Genomic DNA, 25,226 nt, shown 5'->3' with positions numbered 1-25,226 from the left:
GGTGCCTCAGCCTGCGGCGGAGATGATCTGCGGCGGCAGTTCGACGAGCGGCGCCGGGATCTCGCAGGTCTTTTCCGGCGACTTGCAGAGATCGGCGATGACGCAGCGCTCGCATTCGGGCTTGCGCGCCTTGCAACAGTAGCGCCCGTGCAGGATCAGCCAGTGATGCGCGTGGTAGAGGTATTCATCCGGGATGATCTTGATCAGCTTGTCTTCCACCTGGTCTGGGGTCTTGCCCGGTGCCAGACAGAGGCGGTTGGCGATGCGGAGGATGTGGGTGTCGACGGCGATCGTCGACTGGCCGAAGGCCATCGACAACACCACATTGGCGGTCTTGCGACCGACCCCCGGAAGGGTCACCAGTTCCTCCCGCGTGCGCGGCACTTCGCCACCAAAATCGCGGATCAGCTTTTCGCTGAGCGCGATGACGTTCTTCGCCTTGTTGCGATAAAGGCCGATGGTCTTGATGTAGTCCCGGACCTTTTCCTCCCCAAGCGCCAGCATTTTCTCCGGCGTATCGGCGATGGCGAAGAGTGCGCGCGTCGCCTTGTTGACGCCGGCATCGGTCGCCTGGGCCGAGAGCGCCACGGCAACGACGAGCGTGAACGGGTTGACGTGCTCCAACTCGCCCTTCGGCTCGGGGCGCTGGATCGAGAAGCGGCGGAAAATCTCCTTGAGCTCGTCCTGGCTGTAGAGGCTCTTCACCCGCGGCGTTGCGCGGCGGCTCGTCTTGGGTTTTGCGGCGCTGACGGGGAATTTCGGCTTCACGTTTTTCATGATGCATCTATAGTCAAAGGTCATGATCAATGGCAACGTCACCACCCCGCCCGAGGATGCGCCGGTCTTCACCGCCGAGCTTACGCCCTATCGTTCGCTCGGGCGAAAAGGCTTCAGGATCGTCTTCCTGATCGCCGGACTGCTCAGCCTGGTGCACGCTTTTGTCTTCCTCGTCATCGGCGCCTGGCCGATCGTGTTCTTCTTCGGGCTCGACTACCTGCTGCTGTTCGGCGCCTTCTGGCTGAATTACCGCTCGGCGCTCAGCCGCGAAGAGGTCAGCGTTTCCAGAACCGATGTTTCCGTGCGCAAGTTCACGCCGTCGGGCCAGATCACCGAACACCGCTTCAATCCGTTCTGGGCCCGCTTCAATGTCGCCCGCCATCAGGAAATCGGCATCATCTCGATGACGATCAGCGGTGGTGGCCGCCGGACCGACATCGGTTCGTTTCTCAATCGCGACGATCGCGAGACCTTCGCGCTCGCCCTCTCGGGTGCGCTTGCGACCGTTCGCCGCCGCTGACGCTCGCCGAACGACCAATGGGACGCAAATCCGCGCATTCGTTCAAGTTTCGGGTGGTTTCCTGGACCAGCAAGGGATTACCTGTGACATGACAGGAGAAGAGCCATGAACATTGCGACATCCGTACCCACAGACATCACGCCGAAAGGCACCGATTACGATACGGTCAGCCGCGTGATCGAAATGCTCACCGAGGATTATCGCGACCAGCCGTCGCTCGAAACGGTGGCGCACCGCCTGAAGCAGTCGCCGACGCAACTCCAGAAGGTCTTCACCCGCTGGGCCGGGCTTTCGCCGAAGGCCTTCCTCCAGGCGGTGACGCTCGACCATGCCAAGCGCCTGTTGCGCCAGGAAGACATGCCGCTGCTCGAAACCAGCATCGAGGTCGGCCTGTCAGGGCCGAGCCGCCTGCACGACCTGTTCGTCACCCACGAGGCGATGTCGCCCGGCGAATGGAAGGCGCGCGGCACCGGCCTGACGATCCGCTACGGTTACCATCCCTCGCCCTTCGGCACGGCGCTGGTGATGATCACAGACCGCGGCCTGGCAGGCCTCGCCTTTAACGATGGCGGCGGCGAACAGGCGAGCTTCGAGGACATGGCGCAACGCTGGCCGAACGCCAGCTATATCGAAGACAGTGCGGCCACCGCCCACTATGCGGCACGCATCTTCGATCCCTCGCGCTGGCGCCAGGAAGAGCCGCTGCATATCTTCCTGATCGGCTCCGATTTTCAGATCCGGGTCTGGCAGGCATTGTTGAAGATCCCGCTCGGCTGCGCCACCACCTATTCGAACATCGCCGGGACGATCGGCCAGCCGACGGCCTCGCGCGCCGTCGGTGCCGCGGTCGGGCGTAATCCGATCTCCTTCGTGGTTCCCTGCCATCGCGCACTCGGCAAGAGCGGCGATCTCACCGGCTACCACTGGGGCCTGACGCGCAAGCGCGCGATCCTCGGCTGGGAAGCCGGCAAGGCGGCGGACGGCACGATCTGATGCTTTCAAGTCACGCAGATCCGGACGGAAAGCCGCTTCGCACCTTTCCTGGAACTGCTTGGAAAAACAAAAAAGGGGCGCTCGGCGCCCCTTCTTCATTTCCATATTTGTCAGCGCTCAGTGGGCGCCGGACATGTCGCCCAGCACTTCCTTGGAAGCGACCGTCGAGTCGGCCTTGAGCTTGTAGACCATTGGCACGCCGGTCGCGAGGTTGAGCTTCAGGATCTCTTCCTTGGTCAAACGATCGAGCACCATGACCAGCGAGCGCAGCGAGTTGCCGTGGGCGGCGACCAGAACCTTCTGGCCCGACAGCACGCGCGGCAGGATCTCGGTCAGGTAATAGGGCCAGACGCGGGCACCGGTGTCACGCAGGCTTTCGCCGCCCGGAGGCGGCACGTCGTAGGAGCGGCGCCAGATGTGCACCTGCTCTTCGCCCCACTTCTCGCGTGCGTCGTCCTTGTTAAGGCCGGAGAGGTCGCCGTAGTCGCGCTCGTTGAGCGCCTGGTCGCGGATCGTTTCGAGCGAGGACTGGCCGACGGCGTCGAGCACGAACTGGCAGGTGCGCTGGGCACGGACGAGGTCCGAGGTGAAGGCGATGTCGAACTTGATGCCATATTCGGCAAGCGCCTTGCCGCCGGCCCTGGCTTCCGCGACGCCGAGTTCCGTCAGGTCCGGATCACGCCAGCCGGTAAACAGGTTCTTCAGGTTCCAGTCGCTCTGGCCATGCCGGACGAGGACGAGAGTACCGCTCATGTCGAATTCCCCTTGAGACTTGAGAGTGGAAAGGTCAGTTGAGCCCGAGAACGTCGAGCATGGAATAGAAGCCGGGTTTCTGGCTGCGTGCCCAAAGCGCCGCCGTGACGGCGCCGCGCGCGAAGATCGAGCGATCCGTGGCACTGTGCGAGAGCGTCACCTGCTCGCCTTCGCCGGCGAGAATGACCGAGTGTTCGCCGATGACCGAGCCGCCGCGCAGCGTCGCAAAGCCGATCGTACCGGCCGGACGCGGGCCCGTATGACCGTCACGCACGCGCACCGAATTGTCGGCAAGGCTGATGCCGCGTCCCGTCGCCGCCGCTTCGCCGAGAAGCAATGCGGTGCCCGAGGGCGCATCGACCTTGTGCTTGTGGTGCATTTCGAGGATTTCGATATCCCAATTGGCGGGGCCGAGCGCACGCGCCGCCTTTTCCGTCAACACGCCGAGCAGGTTCACACCGAGGCTCATATTGCCCGACTTGACGATCCGGGCGTGACGCGCAGCAGCACGGATTTTCGCCTCGTCGTCGGCCGAGCAGCCGGTGGTCCCGATGACATGGACGATGCGGGCCTGGGCCGCAAGGCCGGCAAACTCGACGGTGCCCGCGGGTGCTGTGAAATCAAGCACGCCTTCCGCCTCGACGAACGCTTCGAGCGGCTGGTCGGTGACCGGCACGCCGATCGGCCCGAGACCGGCCACTTCGCCGGCGTCACGGCCGATGAAGGGAGAACCCGGGCGCTCGATGGCGGCATGCAGGCGCACGCCGTCCATCGCGTGGACCGTGCGTATCAGCGTCTGGCCCATACGGCCTGCAGCACCCACCACCACGAGCTTCATATCGGGTTCGCCCATCGGTGATTTCCTTCTCGTCCGCTGTTAGCGCGTTCCCAGTCAAAACGGCGTCGGGAAACGCTCTATCTCATTGTTCTTACGCATTTCCGGACGCAAAACCGCTACGCGCTTTTGCTGGAAATGTTCTAGATTTCGGCGCCGGCCGGCGCTTCGGGCGCCTTGGCCTCAGGCGACTGGCCCTGAAGATTGTGAAGCCGAGCGTAGAGACCGTCCGGTCGCCGTGCAAGCTCGGCATGCGTGCCCTCCTCGACGACGGAACCATCCTTCATGACGATGATCTTGTCGGCATTGACGACGGTCGAAAGGCGATGCGCGATGACGATCACCGTACGGCCGTTCATGGCGTAATCGAGCGCCTTCTGCACGGCGGCTTCCGATTCGGTATCGAGCGCCGAGGTGGCCTCGTCGAGCAGCAGGATCGGCGCATTGCGCACGAGTGCACGGGCGATGGACAGCCGCTGGCGCTGGCCGCCGGAAAGCGTCATGCCGTTTTCGCCGACCGGGGTATCGTATCCCTGCGGCTGCGCCAGAATGAAATCATGCGCATAGGCAAGCCGCGCGGCTTCCTCGATCTCCGCGTCGGTCGCATCGATGCGCCCGTAGCGGATGTTGTCGCGGATCGATCCTTCGAAGAGGTAGGGTTGCTGTGACACATAGGCGATGCTCTTGCGCAGCGACTGCTTGGTAACGTCGGCAATATCCTGCCCATCGATCAGGATCTGGCCGGAAGCCGGATCGTAGAACCGCGGGATGAGGCTGATGACCGTCGACTTGCCGGCACCGGAGGGGCCGACGAGCGCCGTCGTCTTGCCGCCTTCTGCAACGAAGCTGACGCCTTTCAGAACCTCGTCGCCATTGGCGTATTGGAAACGGACGTCGCGCAGCTCGACGGCGGCACTCGTGAAGGTCAGTTCCTTGGCGTCCGCCTTGTCGCGCTGATGCGGCACGGTGTCGAGGATTTCGTAGACCATGCGGGCATTGACGGCAGCACGCTCCATCGAGACCTGCAGCCGCGCCAGTCGGCGGGCCGGATCATAGGCCATCAGAAGAGCCACCACGAAGGCGAAGAAGGCGCCGGGCGGCACGTCCGCATAGATCGCGCGGAAGGCGGAATAGGCAAGCACAGCAGAAATCGCGAGGCCGGCGAAGGTTTCGGTCATCGGCGCCGTGCGCTCGCTCAACCGCGCAATGCGGTTCGCCCGGTTCTCGGCCCGATCGATGATCGCATCGACCTTGCCGCGCAGTTCGCCTTCCATGGTGAAGGCCTTGACGATGGTAATGCCCTGGATCGTTTCCTGCATCGCACCGAGAACGCGGCTATTGACCTCGATCGATTCGCGCGTTGCCGAACGCAGGCGCCTGGAAACGTAGCGCAGGCCGAGCAGCAATGGCGGCGCCGCGACGAAGACGATGATCGACAGCAGCCAGTCCTTGGCGAACATGACGCCGACAAGACCGATCAGGGTCAGGAGATCGCGGGCGATCGACGTGACCGTCAGGTTGAGCACGTCGCGGATGCCGCTGACATTCTGGCTTATCTGAGCTGCAAGCTGTGCCGACCGCGTCTCGTTAAAATAGCCTACGCTCAGCGCCATCAGATGGGCGTAGAGCCGGCGCTGGTAACGCGCGACGATGTTGTTGCCGATCTTCGACAGGGCAACGGCCTGGCCGTAGGTGGCGAAGCCGCGCAGAATGAAGGCTGCGAGGATCGCGCCGCAGACGAGCAGGACGATATCTGCCCGCTTGTTGGCGAAAGCCTCGTTGATCACGGTCTCCATGATCGAGGCCGTGAAACCGGTTGTTGCAGCGACGACGGCCAGACAGGCTATGGCAAAGACATAGCCGCGAATGTGGTCGCGACCGTTTTCCGCAATGACCCGTTTCAGAATTCCGCTGATCGTATCGGAATCGACCGCGTGCTGTTTTCTATTGCTGGCGCTCAAAAAGCCCGTCTTCCCTGGACCCAATGTGGCGAGCCGGTTTCCGGCCCGACCTTTCCCGGGGCTCTATAGTAGTTTGGTATCGCTTTGGCGAGTCTTTGCGCGCGCCGACTGCTCAGCTTCTCCAGCGGCGTCCCTCCGTTGCAACACCGAAATCCCTCGGCGTGCGGGCAAAAGCGGCCAGACCGGAGAGCGCCGCCATCGGATGAATGACGGCAAAGGTCGGGATCGTCTTCATCAGCGCCGAGTGCGGCGCCTTGTCTTCGAAGGCGTCACGGAACGGTGATTTCATAAGCGCCGGCAAGATCTTCTGCGAGATGCCACCCGCCAGGAACACGCCGCCGCGAGCCATGAAAATTAGCGCCATGTCACCGGCAACGCGGCCGAGATAGGTGCAGAACAGCGAGATCGTCTCGATCGCCGCCCTGTCGCTCTCGGCCAGAGCGTGCGTCGTCACTTCCGCCGGATCGATGAGCACCGGGTCCACGCCATCGGCGGCACAGACGGCGCGATAGAGATTCATGATGCCGCGCCCGCAGAGGATCTGCTCGCCGGCCATGCGCCCTTCGATCGGCTCGAGGAAGGGCCAGATCTGAAAGTCGCGTTCGCTACGCGGGCCGATGTCGACATGGCCACCCTCGCCCGGTACCGGGATCCAGGTGTGCTGGGCAAAGACCAGTCCGCCGACGCCGAGACCCGTGCCCGGGCCGAGGACCACACGCGACGTCAGGGGACGAACACTGCCGCCACCGATCTGCACGAGATCCTCGTCCGCCGGCGCGGCCACGGCGAGCGCCTGTGCCTCGAAATCGTTGATGATCAGTACGTCCTCGAGGCCAAGGCTCGAGAGCATGTCCTTCGGCCTGATCACCCAGCCGGCATTGGTGAGCGGAATTTCATCGCCCCGGATCGGACCGGCCACCGCCAGAATCGCCGAACGCGGCTGCACCGAGGTCTTGTCGAGGATGCTCTTCTGCATCGCCTCCTCGATCGTTTCGAAATCGCCGGTCTTGATCGGCGGCAGCTGCTTCGGCTCGGCAAAAGCATCGAGGAGCAGGGCAAAGCGGGCATTGGTGCCACCGATATCACCGATCAGGATCGGAAAGGGGAAGGCGTTTTCACTGGTGCCGGGCATCGCAAGATCCATCCTGATCGTCGTGGCAGGTATATCGCTGTCTATCAGCTAGAGCGGGATAAGGGAAAGTGTGTCCGGTTTTCCGCCCGCAGCCGCCTAATTCATGAGAAGCGATCACGTTTATGATTTTGGGTTGAAGTCGATCAACCGTTCGGCTGTCGCCTGGTTGAGGGCCATTGGAATGTCGTAGACGATCGCGAGACGCATCAGCGCCTTGACGTCCACGTCATGCGGCATTGCCGTCAGAGGATCGACGAAGAAGATCAGAAGCTGCACCTCGCCGGTGGCGATCATCGCGCCGATCTGCTGGTCGCCGCCGAGCGGACCGCTTTTCAGGCGCGTGATATCGAGCCCCGGACAGACATCGAGGACACGGCCGCCTGTCGTGCCTGTCGCAACGATGCGCCATTGGGACAAAACCGCTTCATGCACCTTGGCGAAAGCCGCAAGATCGTCCTTCTTCTGATCGTGAGCGATCAGGGCAATGCATTTCCGATCCGCCATGTCGGGCCTCGCATCAATCTTTAAATCGATTTGATCGCCCTATACATGAACGCCGCGGCGATGGGAAGATTGAAGCCCGCCCACCCCGCTCACGCGTTCATGATCATCGCAAGGTCGGACGGGCCAGCGGCACCGGAATATCGGCCGGCGGAACGTCTCCGGCGGCAGCGCCGATCACCTGCTCGATACCCTGTATCGCAGGGGCAGGTGCCGCCGCCCGATAGGCCGTGCCAAACGTGGCGGCCTCTTCCGAGGCAGGCGCCGGACCGTTCAACACGAGTGCGCAGGCTTTCGGCAGGTCGGCCATGGTCGTGAGCCTTGGCTTCACCGGCTTTTCGCCCGGCTTTTTCTTCGGCTTTGCCCAGGGCTCGTCGGTAAACCACCAGGCCAGCGACTTGTCGCAGCCATCGCCGGCCGGCACCGCCGCCTGGTCCTTGCAGCTCGCTGCGCCCGCGGGGCATTTGATGCGGATGTGGAAGTGATAGTCATGGCCGTAGATCGGCCGGACCTTGCCAAGCGCCGATCGGTCCCCGGTCCAGGTGTCGCAGAGCTTCTTCTTGATCGCCGGATTGACAAAGACGCGCTCCACCTGCGGGTAGCTGGCAGCCAGCATGATGAGCTGCGCGTGTTTTGGCGTCCAAATGGAACGATCAACCGTCAGGAACTTGTTCTTCTGCAGCATCGAGGTCGCCGAAATATCCTCGCGCTCGCGATAGGTGAGCGTGCGCTGCGGCATCGGCGTCAGCCAGATATCGGCGTCAAGACCGATCTGGTGGGACGCGTGCCCGGAAAGCATCGGACCGCCGCGCGGCTGCGAGATGTCACCAAGCAACAGGCCGGGCCAGCCGACCTTTTCGGCGGCATCGTGCGAAAACTGCTCGATCAGCGCGATCATCTGCGGGTGACCCCAGCGGCGGTTACGCGACAGCCGCATCGCCTGCCAGGTGGGCCCGTCGGTCGGGATGGCGACACCGCCGGCAAGGCAGCCCTTCGCGTAGAAACCATAGGGGTTCGCGGCCATTTCGGCTGGCAGGGCCTTGGCACCGAACAGCGCCTTTGCCGGCACATCCTCGGCCGCCGCGTTGTCGGCAATCAGAAGGCTTGTTCCCAGCAGCAACGCAAGAAACGCCGAGCCGCAACGTCGAAGTGGAGCAATCATTGAATTTCGTCCCATTTGTCTCGCGGACAGCAGCGCCAACTCGCGGCATTCCCTGTCCGACGAACCCCGATCCTAAGGCCCCGTCTTTGCCTCAGCCTTACGCGTCACGCGCTTGTGAATCACCGGGATGTGACTCAAAAATTTTGCCTGATTTGCGGCAGTGCCTGTCAATTGCCCCGATTTCGCCTATGCTCTCGCAAAAGAAGATTGAAATATAAGGGGTACCGGCTGGATGCCAAACTTCTGCAGGACCGTGAAACCTGGAATCGCAGCGTCGCTACTGGCAGCGACACTTCTCCTCCTTCCTCCTGCAGCACGCGCCGACCATGCCGACTGGCATCACGGCCTCTCCCTCATCGGCGAACTGAAGTACAAGCCCGATTTTGCCCATTACGACTATGTCAATCCGGATGCGCCCAAGGGCGGCGACGTCAAACTGTCGAGCACCGGAACATTTGATACCTTCAACCCGGTCCTCGACAAGGGACAACCCGCAGTCGGGCTGACGCTCGTCTTCGACACGCTGCTGAAATCCGCCGATGACGAGATCTCGACCGCTTACGGTCTGCTCGCCCAAGGCGTTTCGTTCCCAGAAGACATTTCATCCGCAACCTTCCGGCTGCGGCAGGAAGCCAAATGGGCGGATGGAAAGCCTGTGACGCCGGAAGACGTCATCTTCAGCTTCGACAAGAGCAAAGAGCTCGATCCGCTCTACGCCAATTACTACAAGCATGTGACCTCGGCGGAAAAGACCGGCGAACGCGACGTCACCTTCCATTTCGATGAGAAGAACAACCGCGAGCTGCCCCACATCCTCGGCCAGCTGCAGATCCTGCCGAAGCACTGGTGGGAGGGCCAAGGAACGGACGGCAAGCCGCGCGACATCAACAAGACGACGCTTGAGCCGGTGATGGGATCCGGCCCCTACAAGATCGCCGCATTTTCGGCCGGCTCGTCCATTCGCTACGAGCTCAGGGACGACTACTGGGGCAAGTCGCTGAACGTCAATGTCGGGCAGAACAATTTCGGCTCGATCAGCTATACCTTCTTCGGTGACCGGGATGTCGAGTTCGAGGCGTTTCGTTCGGGAAACAGTGATTACTGGCTTGAAAACATCGCGGCGCGCTGGGCAACCGCTTATGATTTTCCGGCAGTGAAGGACGGTCGCGTCAAGCGCGAGAGCCTACCCAATCCGCTGAGGGCCACCGGCATCATGCAGGCTCTGGTCCCGAACATGCGCCGGCCGCCCTTCAATGACGAAAAGGTGCGCGAGGCGCTGAACTATGCCCTCGACTTCGAGGAAATGAACCGCACGGTGTTCTACAACCAGTACACGCGGATCGACAGTTACTTCTGGAATACGGATCTCGCCTCGTCGGCCCTGCCGCAGGGCGCTGAATTGGCGATCCTTGACGAAGTGAAGGACAAGGTGCCGTCGGAAGTCTTCACGACACCCTACAAGAACCCGGTGGGCGGCACGCCACAGGCGGGACGCGACAACCTTCGCCAGGCGATCGCTCTGCTAAAGGAGGCCGGCTTCGAGCTCAAGGGCAATCGGATGGTCGAGGCGAAGACGGGCAAGCCCTTCTCATTCGAGATCCTGCTCAGCAGCGCCACGCTCGAGCGCGTCGCGCTTCCCTATGCCCAGAACCTGAAGAAGATCGGTATCGACGCGCGTGTGCGCACCGTCGACGCTTCGCAGTACACCAATCGCACGCGCGCTTTCGACTACGACATGACCTGGATCGTCTGGGCACAGACGCTGAGTCCCGGCAACGAACAGCTCGACTATTGGGGTTCGCGCTCCGCCGGGGAACAGGGCTCGCGAAACTACGCCGGCATTGCCGACCCGGGTGTCGATGCACTGATCAACAAGGTCATTTTCGCCAAGGATCGCGAGACGCTGGTGGCGGCGACGAAAGCGCTCGACCGCGTGCTCCTTGCCCACAATTTCGTCGTGCCGCTTTACTACAAGCGCGACATGAACATCGCCTATTGGGACAAATTTGCTCGCCCCGCCGAACTCCCGACCTATGCGATCGGCTTCCCGTCGATCTGGTGGTCGAAAAACGCTACCCCCAAATGAAGTCCTTGCACTCGGATGGCGTCTCGATTCCAAATGCAAAAAAACGAATCACTGAAACAAGCCCCGATCCGGGCCTGACAGCCGCAAGGAGACACAGGGATTGAGACACCATAGACGGCATGCCGACGCTTCGCCGGTCCGGGCCATCGCCCACACGTCGATCGAAAGGCTCGCCTGATGGGTGCCTATATTCTGCGCCGCCTCCTTCTGATGATCCCGACGATCTTCGGGATCATGGCGATCTCGTTCGCCATCGTACAGTTCGCGCCGGGCGGCCCGGTCGAGCAGGTGATTTCAGATCTCACCAATGCTGGCGGCTCCGATCGCCTGAGCGGCAGCAGCGGCGACCTGATGCAGGCCGGCGGCGACGAAGGCGGGCGCTATCGCGGTGCCCAAGGGCTTGATCCCGAATTCATCGCCAAGCTCGAGAAGCAATTCGGCTTCGACAAGCCGCCGCTTGAGCGCTTCGCGACGATGATGTGGAATTACATCCGCTTCGACTTCGGCGAGAGCTTCTTCCGCAACACCTCGGTCATCGATCTCATCAAGGAGAAGATGCCGGTCTCGATCTCGCTCGGCCTCTGGATTCTGCTGTTTTCCTACGCAATCTCCATCCCGCTGGGCATCAAGAAGGCGGTTTCCGACGGCTCGGCCTTCGACGTCTGGACCTCCGGCATCATCGTCATCGGCTATGCCGTGCCGAGCTTCCTGTTCGGCATCCTCTTGATCGTCATCTTCGCCGGCGGGTCGTTCTTCGACTGGTTCCCGCTCCGCGGCATTGTCTCCGACAATTTCTGGCAACTGCCCTGGTGGCAGAAGCCACTCGACTACATCTGGCACATGACCCTGCCGCTGATCACGCTGCTGCTTTCGGCATTTGCGACCACCACGCTGCTCACCAAGAATTCCTTCATCGACGAGATCAAGAAGCAATATGTGACGACGGCGCGGGCGAAGGGTCTCAACGATCGCCAGGTGCTCTACGGCCACGTGTTCCGTAACGCCATGCTGATCATCATCGCCGGCTTCCCGGGCGCCTTCATCTCGGCCTTCTTCACCGGGTCGCTGCTGATCGAGTACATCTTCTCGCTCGATGGCCTCGGTCGCCTCGGTTATGATTCGGTCGTCAAGCGTGACTACCCGATCGTCTTTGCAACGCTCTTCATCTTCTCGCTGATGGGTCTGCTCGTCAGCCTGCTGTCAGACCTCATCTACACCTGGGTCGATCCGCGCATCGACTTCGAGCGGAGGGACGTCTGATGGTGGACGTGACGACCTCCCCGACAAGCCGCGTGGCGGTGCCCCCGCGCGGCTGGCTGTCTCCGGTCAACCAGCGGCGCTGGCAGAATTTTAGGGCGAACCGACGCGGCTACTGGTCGCTCTGGATCTTCCTTGCGCTTTTCGGCCTCAGCCTTGTTGGCGAATTCATCGCCAACGACAGGCCCATTGTCGCCTCCTACAAGGGCGAGCTTCTCTTCCCTGTTGTCATCGATTACCCGGAGGAAAAGTTCGGCGGCTTCCTTGCCGAGACCGACTACCGCTCCGACTTCATCCGCGACGAAATCGAGGCCAATGGCTGGATGATCTGGCCGCCGGTCCGCTATTCCTATCAGACCGTCAATTCCAACATCCCACATTCGGCGCCCACCAAACCCTTCTGGCTGATGGACAAGGAGGAGCGCTGCTCCGCCTACCCGGAGGGGCTCAACGACCGCAACTGTATCGTCGGCAATCTCAACTGGCTCGGCACCGACGACCAGGCCCGCGACGTGTTTGCGCGGATGATCTACGGCTTCCGTCTCTCGGTGCTGTTCGGCCTGACGCTGACCATTGCCTCGGCGGTGATCGGCGTGACCGCGGGCGCTGTCCAGGGCTATTTCGGCGGCTGGACCGATCTCCTGATGCAACGCTTCATCGAGATCTGGTCGTCGATGCCGGTGCTTTACATCCTGTTAATCATTGCAGCGATCCTGCCGCCGGGCTTCTTCATCCTGCTCGGCATCATGCTCTTGTTTTCCTGGGTCGGCTTCGTCGGCGTCGTGCGCGCCGAGTTCCTAAGGGCGCGCAATTTCGAGTATGTGAATGCGGCGCGCGCGCTCGGCGTCGGCAACGGCACGATCATGTATCGCCACCTGCTGCCGAACGCGATGGTCGCAACGCTGACCTTCCTGCCCTTCATCCTCTCCGGCTCGATCACGACGCTGACATCGCTCGACTTCCTCGGTTTCGGCATGCCGCCGGGCTCGCCTTCGCTCGGCGAGATGATCGCGCAGGGCAAATCCAACCTGCAGGCGCCCTGGCTCGGACTGACGGCCTTCTGCGTCATGTCGCTGATGCTATCGCTGCTGATCTTCGTCGGTGAAGCAACGCGCGATGCCTTCGATCCGAGAAAGACATTCCGGTGAGCGCGACGATGACAGATCCCATCCTCTCCGTCCGCGACCTCTCGGTCGCCTTTCACCAGGGCGGCAACACCTCGATCGCCGTCGACCACATCTCCTTCGAGATCAAGCGCGGGGAAACCGTGGCGCTTGTCGGCGAATCCGGGTCCGGCAAGTCGGTTTCGGCCAATTCGATCCTGAAACTTCTGCCCTATCCTTCGGCCAGCCACCCGAGCGGCGAGATCGTCTTCAACGGCAAGGACCTGTTGAAGGCCGGCGATGCGGAGCTGCGCAACGTGCGCGGCAACGACATCACCATGATCTTCCAGGAGCCGATGACCTCGCTCAACCCGCTGCATTCGATCGAGCGGCAGATCGGCGAGATCCTCGAACTGCACCAGGGGCTCGAAGGAGCCGCTGCGCGCACCCGCATTCTCGAGCTTCTCAATCAGGTCGGTATCCGCGAGCCGGAGAAGCGCCTCAGCGCCTATCCGCACGAGCTCTCCGGTGGCCAGCGCCAGCGCGTCATGATCGCCATGGCGCTGGCCAACCGGCCCGAGCTTTTGATCGCCGACGAACCGACAACGGCGCTCGACGTCACGGTGCAGGCGCAGATCCTCGAGCTTCTGAAGACACTCAAGGACGAACACGGCATGTCGATGCTGTTCATCACCCACGACCTCGGCATCGTGCGCAAGATCGCCGACCGGGTCTGCGTGATGACCAAGGGCAAGATCGTCGAGACCGGGCCGACCGCCGAGATCTTCGCCAATCCGCAGCACGCCTATACCCGCCATCTGCTCGCCTCCGAGCCGAAGGGAAACCCACCGCCATCAGACGCGTCGAAGCCGATCGTGATGGAAGCCTCCGACATGAAGGTCTGGTTCCCGATCAAGGCCGGCTTTCTGCGCAAGGTGGTCGACCATGTGAAGGCCGTCGACGGCATCGACCTGAAGCTGCGCGCCGGCCAGACGCTCGGGGTCGTCGGCGAATCCGGTTCCGGCAAGACGACGCTCGGCCTGGCGCTGACGCGGCTCATCTCGTCGAAGGGCCGCATCGCCTTTATCGGCAAGGACATCGACCGCTACAGCTTCAACGAAATGCGGCCGCTTCGAAACCGGATGCAGATCGTTTTCCAGGACCCCTATGGCTCGCTCAGCCCGCGCATGTCGGTGGCCGATATCATCGCCGAAGGCCTGAAGATCCATGAACGTTCGCTTTCGGAGAACGATCGCGACGCCCGCGTCGCCGCCGCTCTCGAAGAGGTCGGCCTCGACCCCTCGACCCGTTGGCGCTATCCGCACGAGTTCTCCGGCGGCCAGCGGCAGCGCATTGCCATTGCGCGTGCCATGGTGCTGAAGCCGCAATTCGTCATGCTCGACGAACCAACCTCGGCGCTCGACATGAGCGTGCAGGCGCAGGTGGTCGATCTCTTGCGCGACCTGCAGAGCAAACACGATCTCGCCTATCTGTTCATCAGCCATGACCTGAAGGTCGTGCGGGCGCTTGCCAACGAGATGATCGTGATGCGCCTGGGCAAGGTGGTGGAACAGGGGCCGGCCGAGCGCATCTTCAATGCGCCGAGCGAAGATTACACGAAGGCGCTGATGGCAGCGGCCTTCAACCTCGAAGCCGTCAATCTCACCGCGATCCGCCAGTAGAGTGCCCGCAATGTCCGCAAAGAGCCCCGTCATCGTCGATCTGAAGTTCATTCCGGAGGAGGTCGAGGCGGCTCTTCGCGGCGCCTTTCCCGATCGCGAGGTGATCAATCGCGCCGACGTCGTGCACCACAACCGCGATCTCTCGGGGATCGACTATGCAGTGGTGTGGAAATCGGCGCCGGATCTCTTCGAGCGGGCGCCGGATCTCAAGGTGGTCTTCTCCGGCGGCGCCGGCGTCGATCACGTGCTGACGCTTCCCGGGCTTCCCGAGGTGCCGCTCGTGCGCTTCGTCGATCAGACGCTGACGACGCGCATGAGCGAGTGGGTCGTCATGCAATGTCTTCTGCATCTGCGCCAGCACCGCGCCTATGAGGCGCTAGCGGCGAAGCGCGAATGGCGCGATCTGACCCAGCCGGAAGCCGCAGACATCACGGTCGGCATCATGGGCATGGGCGTGCTTGGCCAGGACGCCGCCCGCAAGCTCTCCACCATGGGCTTCAAGGTCGTCGGCTGGTCGCGCAGCAAGCGAGACGTCGCAGGCATCGAGACCTTCGGCGGCAGCGAGCTCGACACGTTCCTGGCGCGCACGGATTTCCTCGTCGGTCTGCTGCCGCTGACGCCGGACACGCGCGGCATCTTCAATCTGCGCCTGTTTGCCAAGCTCAGCCGCAACGGCCCGTTCGGTGCGCCTGTTTTCATCAATGCCGGCCGTGGCGGCAGCCAGGTCGAAGCCGATATCGTTCAGGCACTCGACAATGGCGTGCTCGGCGGCGCCTCGCTCGATGTCTTCGAAGAGGAACCGCTTGCCAGCGACAGCCGCTTCTGGACCATGCCGAACGTGTATGTCACACCGCATGTGGCGGCATCCTCCGACGTCAAGGCGTTGTTCCGCCATGTCGAGCAGCAGATCGCCCGCTTCGAAAGCGGTCAATCGCTCGAACACGTGGTCGACAAAGTAGCCGGCTATTGATTTAGCGGAAGCGAGGTGCGGCGGAATCAACCCGCCTGCACGTGGCTTGCTTCAGGGCCGTCGATAGCCGGTCGGCTGGTCGTAGAGCCAGCCAATGCGAGCGATCGCCTCTTCCAATCCTTCATGCGCGACCGACATGGTGTGGCCGTTGGCATGGACCAGCGTGCGTTCGTCTTCCATGATCGCGACATGGCCCTTCCAGAACACGAGATCGCCGCGCCGCAACTCTTCACGAGAGATCGGCATCCCGAGTCGAGCCGCCTGCATGTCGGAATCGCGCTCGACTACACGGCCTGCCATCAACATCGACGTCTGGACGAGGCCTGAGCAATCGATGCCGAAGCCGGAGCGGCCGCCCCACAGATAGGGCGTCTCCAGGAAGCGGGTGGCGACGGCGACGTAGTCGGCGCTGACGGCGTGGCCAACGGGCGCACAATGATTGGCGACGATCGCGCGGCCGCCCTCAAGCAGGAAGTAGCGCGTGCCACGCGTTTCCGCCTCGCCGATGACCGCGACACGGCTTCCCATCGAGAGAGCGAGGGCATGCGGAAACTTGAGGTCGGCACCGTTGTAGACGAATGTGCGCGGCACGGTGACGATATGGGTCGGAACGGTCGTCTGCCGCAGAAGAGCCGTCTCCGGCAGATAGCCGACATAGCCGTCGAGATCGGCTTTGACCCAGGCCCAGCCCTCGGCCGTATCAAGCACCCGCACGCCCTCGCCATAGAGCACCTCGGTGTCCGTGCCGCAGGCGGCGTCCGGGCGGGCACGGAGCGGCGCGACCGGCACGGCGAGCGTCGCCACCTCTCCCTCGACATAACGCTCCGCCTCGACCTGGCCGCGAAGCGCGATTTCGGCGAGATCGCTGCGATAGGCGTTGAGACGACGGTCCGGCAGTTGCGACATGGCTGAGACTCACAAGGTCAATTTGCGACCATGAAGAATGATCAGATCGCCGAGTTTTTCAAGGTAAAGCGCACCTTCGACGGTGCGCTTGATGATCACGTTGCGCCGGTCGATATCGTCACGCACCCGGTCCACGAGACCAAGAGCGCCCATGGTATCGAGCGCGCGGGTGATGACCGGCTTGGTAACGCCAAGCGTCGCCGCCAGTCCGCGCACCGTGTGGGGCGGTGGCACGAGGTAGATGTGCAGAAGGATCGCCAGCTGCCGCAGGGTCAGGTCGCGGCTGTCGACGCGCACCTGGGCGAGCGACACCGTATGCCAAAGCCCGAGGGCCTGGGAGGGCGTAAGCTCGATCGGCAATGGCGGCTCCTGCGCAAGAAACTGATCCGCCACGATAGCGGCGGATCGTTACGCAAGCGTTTCTTTCTTGCCAATCGTTCCGATAGGCTATTTTGCCATCTTCTGGACGTGATGGTAGAGCGCCCGGATCGCCTGCGCCTCGCCGCCAACCGGCGAATGCGGCCGCTCGGACTGTGCCCATCCGAAGATGTCGAAATGCACCCAGCTCTTGGTGTTGGTGACGAAACGCCGGAGGAAGAGCGCTGCAGTGATTGAACCGGCCATACCACCCGCCGGCGCATTGGTGAGATCTGCGATCCGTGCCGAGACATCCTTGTCGTAGCCATTGTAAAGCGGCATGCGCCACATCGGATCGTCGACCTCGAGGCTTGCTTCCGAGAGATCATGGGCAAGGTCGGCGTCGTCGGTAAAGAAGGGCGGTAGATCCGGGCCGAGCGCGACGCGAGCGGCACCGGTGAGCGTCGCCATGTCGACCAAAAGATCAGTCTTCTCCTCGTCGGCATAGGCGAGCGCATCGGCCAAGATCAGCCGGCCCTCGGCATCGGTGTTGTCGATCTGAACTGTCAGCCCCTTGCGGCTGCGATAGATGTCACCGGGGCGGAAGGCATTGGCGGAGATCGAGTTCTCAACAACCGGCACGATGACGCGCAGATCGACCTTGAGTTTGGCGTCCATGATCATCAACGCGAGGCCGAGGACATTGGCGGCACCGCCCATGTCCTTCTTCATCAAGAGCATCGAGGCGGCCGGCTTGATGTCGAGACCGCCGGTGTCGAAGCAGACGCCCTTGCCGACCAGCGTTACCTTCTTGTGGCCCTTCTTGCCCCAGCGCAGCTCAAGCAGGCGCGGAGCTTCGGCGCTGGCGCGTCCAACGGTATGGACCAGAGGGAAATTCTGCGTCAGCAGCGCTTCGCCCGATATCACCGAGACATCGGCCTTGTAGTGGGCGGCAAGCGCGCGGAATGCCGCTTCGAGCGCCTCGGGACCCATGTCGTTGGTTGGCGTGTTGATCAGGTCGCGCGCAAGGAAGACGCCGGCGAGCTGCCGCTTGATATCGGTCGCATCGGCGTCGGCGGGGATCAGCAGTGTCGGCGGCTCGCCCTTGGTGGATTTGTAGCGCTCGAAGCGATAGGAACCGAGGCCATAGCCGAGCGCCAGCCGGTTGGCGGTGAGCGGCGCGGTTTCGATGTGCCACTTGCCTGCCGGCAGTGCTCGCGCAAGCTTGCCGGCCAGAAACGGCGCTTCCGACGGGTTGCTGCCGAGACCGAAGAGCGCACCGCCGAGATGGCCGTCTGAGGACGGGATCAACAGCACCGCGCCGGATTCGGCCGTGAAGCCAGCCTTGCGCGCCCAGTCCAAAGCGATCGGATCGATCGTCCCCGTCTCGATATGCGCCGGCGTGACCGCGAAGATCGGCAGGGTCTTGCCGGCGCTGGTGTTGAACGGCGACGGCCGCTCGATGAACTGATAGGGAGCCATGAAAGTCCTCGGCTGACAGAGATGGAATCGCGCCATTAACGCTCCGTTAGGGTTAACAGATTATTGCTGGAGTGAAAGTTGCGCCGGTGTTGTCTGAAGTTCAGGTGCGCGAATGCATGCTGGGGACACTCATGGCCAAACGCACGACTTCACCGTTGAAAGTCGCTCACTTCTTCCAGGGCGCGGCGATTGCGCTGGTGGCGCTCTCGCTCGCAGGCTGCGCCAATCAGCCGAAGAAGGAGCTGACCACGGGCTCGATTTCGAGAACGTCGACGCCGGTTCAGTCGATGACCGCGACCGAGCTTTCGGCGGCGGCCGAAAGCGTTGGCCAGGCCTATGAAAAGAACCCCAAGGATCGCGAAGCCGGGCTCAACTACGCCAACCTCCTGCGTATGACCGGCCGCAACGAGCAGGCCCTCGCGGTCATGCAGCAGGTCGCGATCAACAATCCGTCGGACCGGGAAGTGCTCGGCGCCTATGGCAAGGCGCAGGCCGCGGCCGGCCAGCTCGATCAGGCGCTGGCGACGATCAGCCGCGCCCAGACCCCGGACCGTCCGGACTGGAAGCTGAAATCGGCCGAGGGCGCAATCCTCGACCAACTCGGACGCCCGCAGGAGGCGCGCACGCGCTACCGCGAAGCGCTCGAACTCAAGCCGAACGAACCGTCGGTGCTCTCCAATCTCGGCATGTCCTATCTTCTGACCAAGGATCTCCGCACCGCCGAAACCTATCTCAAATCGGCGGCGGCCCAGCCCGGTGCTGACAGCAGCGTTCGCCAGAACCTGGCGCTGGCCGTCGGGCTTCAGGGCCGCTTTCAGGAGGCCGAGACCATCGCCCGGCAGGAGCTTTCCAGCGAGCAGGCGGAAGCGAACGTCGCCTATCTGCGCTCGATGCTCTCCCAGCAGGGAGCGTGGAAGCAGTTGGCCAAGGCTGACGAAGCGAAGACCAACTGAGCACCTTGCAGGCGAGGCACGGTCAGGCGGCTCTCCCCTCCTCCGGTGTATTTCACCTCAGAAACGCATGCGTTTAAGCGCGCATCAGTCCGCGCGACGTCGTAAGCCGACACTGTCCTAAGCAGTGGGCGTAACGGACGACGATTTTCAGTTACACTCCGAAATTCGCTGGAGCATCCCGCGTCGAGCGGAATCGCTGGAAGCGAAAAAGATGCTCTGGAATCAAGGTTCCAGAGCGTCGTTCGTGCGTTCGTCTGAACGCAGGGTGGTCTAGAACTTGTCGGCCACCTGAATGCCGGCGGGTCCAAGGATGACGGCAACCAGCACGGGCAGAAAGAAGAGGATCATCGGCACCGTCAGCTTCGGCGGCAGCGCCGCCGCTTTCTTCTCCGCCGCGTTCATGCGCTGATCACGGCTTTCCTGCGCAAGGACGCGCAAGGCCTGGGCGATCGGGGTGCCGTAGCGGTCCGCCTGGATGAGTGCCTGGACCACCGACCTGACCTCTTCGAGGCCGGTGCGAAGACCGAGGTTTTCAAGTGCTGCGCGACGCTCGGGCAGGAAGGAAAGTTCTGCCGTCGTCAGCACGAGTTCTTCCGCCAATGGCTGCGACTGGGCTGCGATTTCGTCGGCGACACGCCGCATGGCAAGTTCCATCGACACACCCGATTCGACACAGATCAAGAGAAGGTCGAGTGCATCCGGCCAGGCGCGACGAATGGAAGCCTGACGCTTGGAGACGGCATTGGCGACGATAATGTTCGGCGCGTAGAAGCCCAGATAGGCGAAACCGATCGCAAAGAAGAGACGTACCATCAGCGGTTTCTCGGCAAAGTTGCCGAGCCCGAAGATGTAGACGAGGGCGACGAGCAGAAACAGGAAGGGCAGGCAGAAACGCGCAAACAGGAAGGTATTGAGGGCATTCTGTGAGCGAAAGCCGGCCATTTTCAAACGGTTGACCGTCTTGTCATCCACGAGCGCCGTGCGCAGATTGAGCCGTTCGACGATCTGGCGAATGGAGGCGTTGTTTTGGCCACGCAGGCTCGCCCTGCCGCCCTGCATATCAGCAAGCCGCGCCCGTTCGCGTGCTCGGATTTGTTCCCGCTCGCTCGCAACCGACTTCATCCGCTTTCCGAGGTCGCCCCGTTCGAAGAACGGCACGATCAGCGAATAAAAAGTCGCGAGCACGGCGAGCGAAACCAGAACGGCCAGGACAACGTTCGGATCGGTCAGTGTCTTGATCAGGCCCGTGCTCATCGATGCCCCCTCAGATATCGAAATTGATCATGTTGCGCATCACCATGATGCCTACGCTCATCCAGAAGAGGCCGAGACCGATAATCAAGTGGCCGCGCGGGTCGGTGAACAGGACCATCATGTATGCGGGTGACGTCAGATAAACCAGCAAAGCAACGATGAACGGCAGGGCACCAATGATGCACGCCGACGCCTTGGCCTCCATCGACATCGCGCTGACCTTCGCCCTCATCTTCCTACGTTCGCGCAGAACCTTCGACAGGTTGCCGAGGGCTTCGGAAAGGTTGCCGCCCGCCTGCGCCTGAATGGCGATCACGATCGCGAAGAAGTTCACCTCCGGCAAGGGAATGCTATTGATCATGCGGGCACAGGCATCAGTGACGCTCAACCCGACCTGCTGTGATTCCACCACGCGGCGAAACTCCGTCTTCACCGGCTCCTGCGCGTCGGCGGCAATGAGGCGGAGCGCGTCATTGAGAGGAAGGCCCGATTTGATCGAGCGGACCATGGTCTCGAGAGCGTTCGGAAACTCCTCCAGGAACTTCTTGCAGCGTCGCTTGATCAGGAAGCCGACAAACCAACGGGGTAGGCCAAGGCCGGCGATCACTGCTATGCCGAGGCCTATAGCGGGCCCGGCTCCCATGATCAGGGCGACGAGAAAGGCGAAGGCGCCGAAAAGCGCGCTGAACAGATAGAAGCGCCCCAAGGAAACTGAGAGGTCCGCCTGGGTCAGTCGCACCTTCATCGAAGGGGAAGACTTGGCCGAGCGCTCCTGTTGCTTCTTCTCGAGTTCCTTCAGCGAATCCTGCACGGACTTGCGCCGCTTCGACAGTTCGCTCACGCGGTCCCGCGCGGCCTTCACCTTGGCGCGGTCCGTTTCAGCCGCGCTGACCTTACGCACGCGGCCTTCCGCCTTCTTTTCGCTTTCGATACGCGAGAACAAAAGGCCGTAGGCGAGCGCCGCCGCCGATATTGCGACAAGGGCGGCCAGCGCCAGAACGGTGATGTCTATGCCGAACATCGCAGCTCCTAGTTCTTGTCCATCGCGTCAAGGGTGGCGGCCAAACGCTTATCCTCGTTGAAGTAGCGGGCGCGATCCCAGAAATGCGGCCGGCCGATTCCGGTCGACGTGTGGCGGCCAATGATACGTCCGCCGGCGTCCTCGCCATCGATCTCGTAGCGCATCAGGTCCTGCGTGATGATCACGTCACCTTCCATGCCGACCACTTCGGTTATGTGGGTAATGCGCCGGGAGCCGTCGCGCAAACGCGATGCCTGGATGATCACATCAACCGATCCGGCAATGATCTCGCGCACGGTTTTGGCTGGCAGGCTGTAGCCACCCAAGGCGATCATCGATTCCATACGGCTCAAGCATTCGCGCGGCGTGTTGGCATGGATCGTTCCCATCGAGCCGTCATGGCCGGTGTTCATCGCCTGAAGCAGGTCGAAAACCTCTGGTCCGCGCACTTCGCCGACGATGATGCGTTCGGGGCGCATGCGCAGGCAGTTCTTGATGAGGTCGCGCATGGTGATCTCACCTTCGCCTTCGATGTTCGGCGGGCGCGTTTCCAGGCGCACGACATGCGGCTGCTGCAGCTGCAGCTCGGCCGTGTCCTCGCAGGTAATGACCCGTTCGTCGGCGTCGATGTAGCGCGTGAGGCAGTTGAGAAGTGTCGTCTTGCCCGAGCCGGTGCCACCGGAGATGACAATGTTGCAGCGGACGCGGCCGATGATCTGCAGAAGGACGGCACCCTCCGCCGTTACCGAACCGAAGCGCACGAGCTGCTCCAGCGTCAGCTTGTCCTTCTTGAACTTGCGGATGGTCAGCGCCGTGCCGTCGATGGCGAGCGGCGGGGCAATGACGTTGACACGGGATCCGTCTGGCAGGCGGGCGTCGCAGATTGGGCTCGATTCATCGACGCGACGGCCGACCTGGCCGACGATGCGCTGGCAGATCGACAGCAGCTGCGCGTTGTCGCGAAACCGGATTTCCGATTCCTGCACCTTGCCGCCGACTTCGATGAAGGTCTGACCGGCGCCATTAACCATGATGTCGGCGATGTCGTCGCGGGCAAGCAGCGGTTCGAGCGGACCATACCCCAGCACGTCGTTGCATATGTCGTCGAGCAGCTCTTCCTGCTCGGAGATCGACATCGCGAAATTCTTGATCGTGATGATGTCGTTGACGATGTCGCGGATTTCCTCGCGCGCGCTCTCGGTGTCGAGCTTGGCGAGCTGCGACAGGTCGATCGTGTCGATCAGCGCCGAAAATACCTGCGACTTCGTATCGTAATAGTCTTCCGTTCGCGCTGTGCGACGTCGGGTCGTCGATGGGGCGGCCGGCTGGATCTTCGGGATCGCGGACGTCGTTTCGCCGAGAACCGGAACCGCGGACCGCTCGGTCGCCATCGGTTGCGCAGCAACCACGGGCGGCGGAACGGCGGGACCCGGGGTGCCGCTTTTGCCGAAGCCTTCGTTTCCGCGTTTGCCAAACATTTGCGTGATCCTATGTCCAGTCTATTTCCTGCCGAGCGCGGCAAGCACCTTTCCAAGTCCGCCGCGCCGAGCCTTCTTCATCGTTACCCGGCCGGTCAAAAGATGCGCGAGCTGTGAGAACGTTTCAGCCGCCGGCGCCTTCTTGTCGATTTCCGCTATCATCCGTCCGCTGTTCGAAGCGTTGCCAAATAGGGCCGCGTCAAAGGGAATGATGGCCGCCGCTTCGGTTTCCAGCGAATCGCAGAACTCGCTCGCCGTAATCTCCGGACGCTTCGGCATCCCGACCTGGTTCAGAACCAAGTGGGGCGGTTTGTCGTTTGGACGCAGCTTCTTCATTGCATCGAGCAGGTTCTTGGTATTGCGCAGGCTGGCGAGATCGGGGATCGCGGTAATCACCACTTCGTCGGCTTCTCCGAGCACGGCGCGGGTCCAGTCCGTCCACAGATGCGGAAGATCGAGTACGGAAACGGGGGCGCTGCGCTGCAGGATCTCCAGGATCGGGTGGAACGCACCGGTCTCAAAATCATAGGCGCGGTCCAGCATGGAGGGGGCGGCCAACAGCGACAGGTGGTCGGAGCATTTGGTCAGCAGCCGGTCAAGGAACACCTCGTCCAGGCGCTCTGGCGCAAACACCGCTTCGGCAATGCCCTGCGGCGGATCCTGGTCGAAATCGATGTTGGCCGTGCCATAGGGAAGGTCGAGATCGGCGAGAATGGTCTCGGTCGAGAAGAGGCTGGAGATGCCCCAGGCGCAATTGTGCGCGATCACCGACGAACCGCAACCGCCCTTTGCACCGATGAAGGCGATGCTTCGGCCCAGGGGCTCGGCATCCGGGTCGACGAAGATCGCCGAAACGGCGGTGAGAATGTCCGGCATAGACACCGGTGCGACCATGTATTCCGAAATGCCGTTGCGGATGAGCTCGCGATAGAGCCCGATATCATTGTGTTTGCCGACGAGAATCACCTTGGTGCTCGGGTCGCAGACCTCTGCAAGCGGCGTAAGCTCGGCCAGTAGCGACCGTGGTTCGGTCGATGTTTCAAGGATGATGAGATTGGGGGTAGACACGGTCGCGAACATGTTTGCGGCCGCGTCGATGCTGCCGCTGTTGATGCGCAAGCTGACCTTGGCCATGCGCCGGTCCCGCCCGCAACGCTCCATCAGCTGCTGCATTGCATTGGTTTCGCAGAATGCGTGGATCGAGATCCGCGGTAGCGGGCGGACTTGCTCCAGATCGCCCGTGCGCACTTGGTCGAAGAAAGGCTCGTCCCCCTCGCCGCCGGTGCCGATCTTATAATCGATCGTGTTCATTTCTTCATCCCGCCGCTATCAGTTGAAGATGACGACCGGGCCGTCGCTCTTGTCGGTTCCACGCCAGTCCTTGATCACCTGGCCACGCTGTTCCGCGTCGATCGGCGACGTCTGGCGCGGGCCGAGCAGGTCTGTCGGATTGGCGATCTGGGCGGCCAGGTTCGATTGCGAGGCGCAACCGAAATTGTAATAGTTCTTGTTTTCCAGTGTGTTGAGGTTCAGATCTTCCGGCCAGGTGCCGCAAGGCGCGGTCTGGGCGGTAATCGCAACGTAGCTCAAGCGGATCGGTGCCGCGTCTCCATAAGGTCCGGCGTCGTAGCTCGTTTCGAGCAGACGTTTGGCGGGAATGCCCGCAGCAACCAGGACGCCGCGGATTTCCCTGCGCATCGCTTGCGCAGCATGGCTGTTGGCCGCGCCGCGCGGCATCATGATCTGCACGACGCCGCTTGCCGAATTGCGATAGTCGGAAGCGAACCCGGCGATAACATCGCGCGTGCCCTGGGTCAGGCGACGGTCGCCCGATGCGATCGGGATGTCGATGGCGCGTTCGCCTTCGGCGAGCACGATCGGATGTCTCGTGCGATAGTCGTCCGGAATCGAGCCAGTAGCGAGATTGTCCTTTGTCCCGCAGCTCGCAAGAAAGATACCAGCGATGGCCAGCATGGCCACGCGGCTCGTGCATCGCATGAAGGCGCTGGATGTGCTCAGGGGCATGGCAGTCGGCCTTTCAGA

General features: G+C 62.3%; 23 protein-coding genes. 8 read left to right on the top strand and 15 right to left on the bottom strand.

Annotation, left to right across the window (positions count from 1 at the left end; translation table 11 throughout):
• Nucleotides 1-6 precede the first annotated feature (6 nt).
• Nucleotides 7-777, bottom strand: coding sequence for an endonuclease III (gene nth, locus AC070A_RS09370; RefSeq protein ID WP_492384440.1), 771 nt, complete (start codon nucleotides 775-777; stop codon nucleotides 7-9).
• Nucleotides 778-799: 22 nt separating this feature from the next.
• Between nth and AC070A_RS09365 the strand changes: the two genes are divergently transcribed.
• Nucleotides 800-1,297 carry a DUF2244 domain-containing protein gene (locus AC070A_RS09365; protein WP_057247746.1) on the top strand — a complete coding sequence of 166 codons (498 nt, stop codon included), beginning with the start codon at nucleotides 800-802 and terminating at the stop codon, nucleotides 1,295-1,297.
• Nucleotides 1,298-1,402: 105 nt separating this feature from the next.
• Entirely contained in the window at nucleotides 1,403-2,290 is an 888-nt protein-coding gene (locus AC070A_RS09360; protein ID WP_057247745.1) for a methylated-DNA--[protein]-cysteine S-methyltransferase, read from the top strand.
• Between the two features lie 117 nt (nucleotides 2,291-2,407).
• On the opposite strand, the gene AC070A_RS09355 is transcribed toward AC070A_RS09360, so the two are convergent.
• The 6 genes from AC070A_RS09355 to mepA form a co-directional block, all read right to left on the bottom strand.
• Nucleotides 2,408-3,043, bottom strand: coding sequence for a 2,3-bisphosphoglycerate-dependent phosphoglycerate mutase (locus tag AC070A_RS09355; RefSeq protein ID WP_057247744.1), 636 nt, complete (start codon nucleotides 3,041-3,043; stop codon nucleotides 2,408-2,410).
• Nucleotides 3,044-3,077: 34 nt separating this feature from the next.
• A complete protein-coding gene (dapB, locus tag AC070A_RS09350; protein ID WP_113479325.1) occupies nucleotides 3,078-3,896 on the bottom strand; it encodes a 4-hydroxy-tetrahydrodipicolinate reductase in 819 nt (272 codons plus the stop codon).
• 125 nt (nucleotides 3,897-4,021) lie between these two features.
• The gene (locus tag AC070A_RS09345) at nucleotides 4,022-5,839 is read right to left on the bottom strand and encodes an ABC transporter ATP-binding protein (RefSeq protein WP_057247742.1); all 1,818 of its coding nucleotides are present in this window, start codon (nucleotides 5,837-5,839) and stop codon (nucleotides 4,022-4,024) included.
• A 112-nt stretch (nucleotides 5,840-5,951) separates the two neighbouring features.
• A complete protein-coding gene (locus tag AC070A_RS09340) occupies nucleotides 5,952-6,971 on the bottom strand; it encodes a glucokinase (protein ID WP_057248222.1) in 1,020 nt (339 codons plus the stop codon).
• Nucleotides 6,972-7,091: 120 nt separating this feature from the next.
• Nucleotides 7,092-7,475 (bottom strand): methylglyoxal synthase, encoded by a 384-nt coding sequence (locus AC070A_RS09335; RefSeq protein WP_057247741.1) that lies wholly within the window; start codon nucleotides 7,473-7,475, stop codon nucleotides 7,092-7,094.
• Nucleotides 7,476-7,578: 103 nt separating this feature from the next.
• Nucleotides 7,579-8,634: a penicillin-insensitive murein endopeptidase gene (gene mepA, locus AC070A_RS09330; RefSeq protein ID WP_375293048.1), complete on the bottom strand. Its 1,056-nt coding sequence runs from the start codon at nucleotides 8,632-8,634 to the stop codon at nucleotides 7,579-7,581.
• Between the two features lie 253 nt (nucleotides 8,635-8,887).
• Here mepA and AC070A_RS09325 point away from each other — a divergent pair, with 253 nt between their 5' ends.
• The 5 genes from AC070A_RS09325 (at nucleotide 8,888) to AC070A_RS09305 (ending at nucleotide 15,732) form a co-directional block, all read left to right on the top strand.
• Nucleotides 8,888-10,720, top strand: a complete 1,833-nt coding sequence (locus tag AC070A_RS09325) for an extracellular solute-binding protein (RefSeq protein ID WP_244495496.1) — start codon at nucleotides 8,888-8,890, stop codon at nucleotides 10,718-10,720.
• 177 nt (nucleotides 10,721-10,897) lie between these two features.
• Nucleotides 10,898-11,980, top strand: a complete 1,083-nt coding sequence (locus AC070A_RS09320) for a microcin C ABC transporter permease YejB (protein WP_057247738.1) — start codon at nucleotides 10,898-10,900, stop codon at nucleotides 11,978-11,980.
• Nucleotides 11,980-13,125, top strand: coding sequence for an ABC transporter permease (locus AC070A_RS09315; RefSeq protein WP_057247737.1), 1,146 nt, complete (start codon nucleotides 11,980-11,982; stop codon nucleotides 13,123-13,125). Before AC070A_RS09320 ends, AC070A_RS09315 begins: the two co-directional genes overlap by 1 nt.
• An 8-nt stretch (nucleotides 13,126-13,133) precedes the next feature.
• Complete coding sequence (locus tag AC070A_RS09310) at nucleotides 13,134-14,762, top strand: ABC transporter ATP-binding protein (protein WP_057248221.1); 1,629 nt, start codon at nucleotides 13,134-13,136, stop codon at nucleotides 14,760-14,762.
• Nucleotides 14,763-14,772: 10 nt separating this feature from the next.
• Entirely contained in the window at nucleotides 14,773-15,732 is a 960-nt protein-coding gene (locus tag AC070A_RS09305; protein ID WP_057247736.1) for a 2-hydroxyacid dehydrogenase, read from the top strand.
• Nucleotides 15,733-15,783: 51 nt separating this feature from the next.
• On the opposite strand, the gene AC070A_RS09300 is transcribed toward AC070A_RS09305, so the two are convergent.
• The 3 genes from AC070A_RS09300 to AC070A_RS09290 all read right to left on the bottom strand — a co-directional run bounded on the left by AC070A_RS09300 (nucleotide 15,784) and on the right by AC070A_RS09290 (nucleotide 18,477).
• Complete coding sequence (locus AC070A_RS09300; RefSeq protein WP_057247735.1) at nucleotides 15,784-16,638, bottom strand: C40 family peptidase; 855 nt, start codon at nucleotides 16,636-16,638, stop codon at nucleotides 15,784-15,786.
• A gap of 9 nt (nucleotides 16,639-16,647) precedes the next feature.
• The gene (locus AC070A_RS09295; RefSeq protein ID WP_057248220.1) at nucleotides 16,648-16,998 is read right to left on the bottom strand and encodes a MarR family transcriptional regulator; all 351 of its coding nucleotides are present in this window, start codon (nucleotides 16,996-16,998) and stop codon (nucleotides 16,648-16,650) included.
• 87 nt (nucleotides 16,999-17,085) lie between these two features.
• A complete protein-coding gene (locus tag AC070A_RS09290; RefSeq protein WP_057247734.1) occupies nucleotides 17,086-18,477 on the bottom strand; it encodes a leucyl aminopeptidase family protein in 1,392 nt (463 codons plus the stop codon).
• A 131-nt stretch (nucleotides 18,478-18,608) separates the two neighbouring features.
• Between AC070A_RS09290 and AC070A_RS09285 the strand changes: the two genes are divergently transcribed.
• Nucleotides 18,609-19,430 (top strand): tetratricopeptide repeat protein, encoded by an 822-nt coding sequence (locus AC070A_RS09285; protein ID WP_057247733.1) that lies wholly within the window; start codon nucleotides 18,609-18,611, stop codon nucleotides 19,428-19,430.
• Nucleotides 19,431-19,700: 270 nt separating this feature from the next.
• Here AC070A_RS09285 and AC070A_RS09280 read toward each other — a convergent pair whose 3' ends face one another.
• Genes AC070A_RS09280 through AC070A_RS09260 form a run of 5 tightly spaced genes read right to left on the bottom strand, consistent with a single transcriptional unit; the run spans nucleotide 19,701 to nucleotide 25,208 of the window.
• Entirely contained in the window at nucleotides 19,701-20,684 is a 984-nt protein-coding gene (locus AC070A_RS09280) for a type II secretion system F family protein (protein WP_057247732.1), read from the bottom strand.
• 10 nt (nucleotides 20,685-20,694) lie between these two features.
• Nucleotides 20,695-21,705 carry a type II secretion system F family protein gene (locus AC070A_RS09275; RefSeq protein ID WP_057247731.1) on the bottom strand — a complete coding sequence of 337 codons (1,011 nt, stop codon included), beginning with the start codon at nucleotides 21,703-21,705 and terminating at the stop codon, nucleotides 20,695-20,697.
• 8 nt (nucleotides 21,706-21,713) lie between these two features.
• Nucleotides 21,714-23,183, bottom strand: a complete 1,470-nt coding sequence (locus tag AC070A_RS09270; RefSeq protein WP_057247730.1) for a TadA family conjugal transfer-associated ATPase — start codon at nucleotides 23,181-23,183, stop codon at nucleotides 21,714-21,716.
• Between the two features lie 21 nt (nucleotides 23,184-23,204).
• The gene (locus AC070A_RS09265; protein ID WP_057247729.1) at nucleotides 23,205-24,494 is read right to left on the bottom strand and encodes a CpaE/TadZ family protein; all 1,290 of its coding nucleotides are present in this window, start codon (nucleotides 24,492-24,494) and stop codon (nucleotides 23,205-23,207) included.
• 18 nt (nucleotides 24,495-24,512) lie between these two features.
• Nucleotides 24,513-25,208, bottom strand: a complete 696-nt coding sequence (locus AC070A_RS09260) for a CpaD family pilus assembly protein (RefSeq protein ID WP_057247728.1) — start codon at nucleotides 25,206-25,208, stop codon at nucleotides 24,513-24,515.
• Nucleotides 25,209-25,226 lie beyond the last annotated feature (18 nt).

Source organism: Ensifer sp. GW101-20A05 (assembly GCF_059424735.1).
The sequence above is the reverse complement of the archived record's forward strand: the minus strand, read 5'-3'. Positions and strand labels throughout refer to the sequence as shown.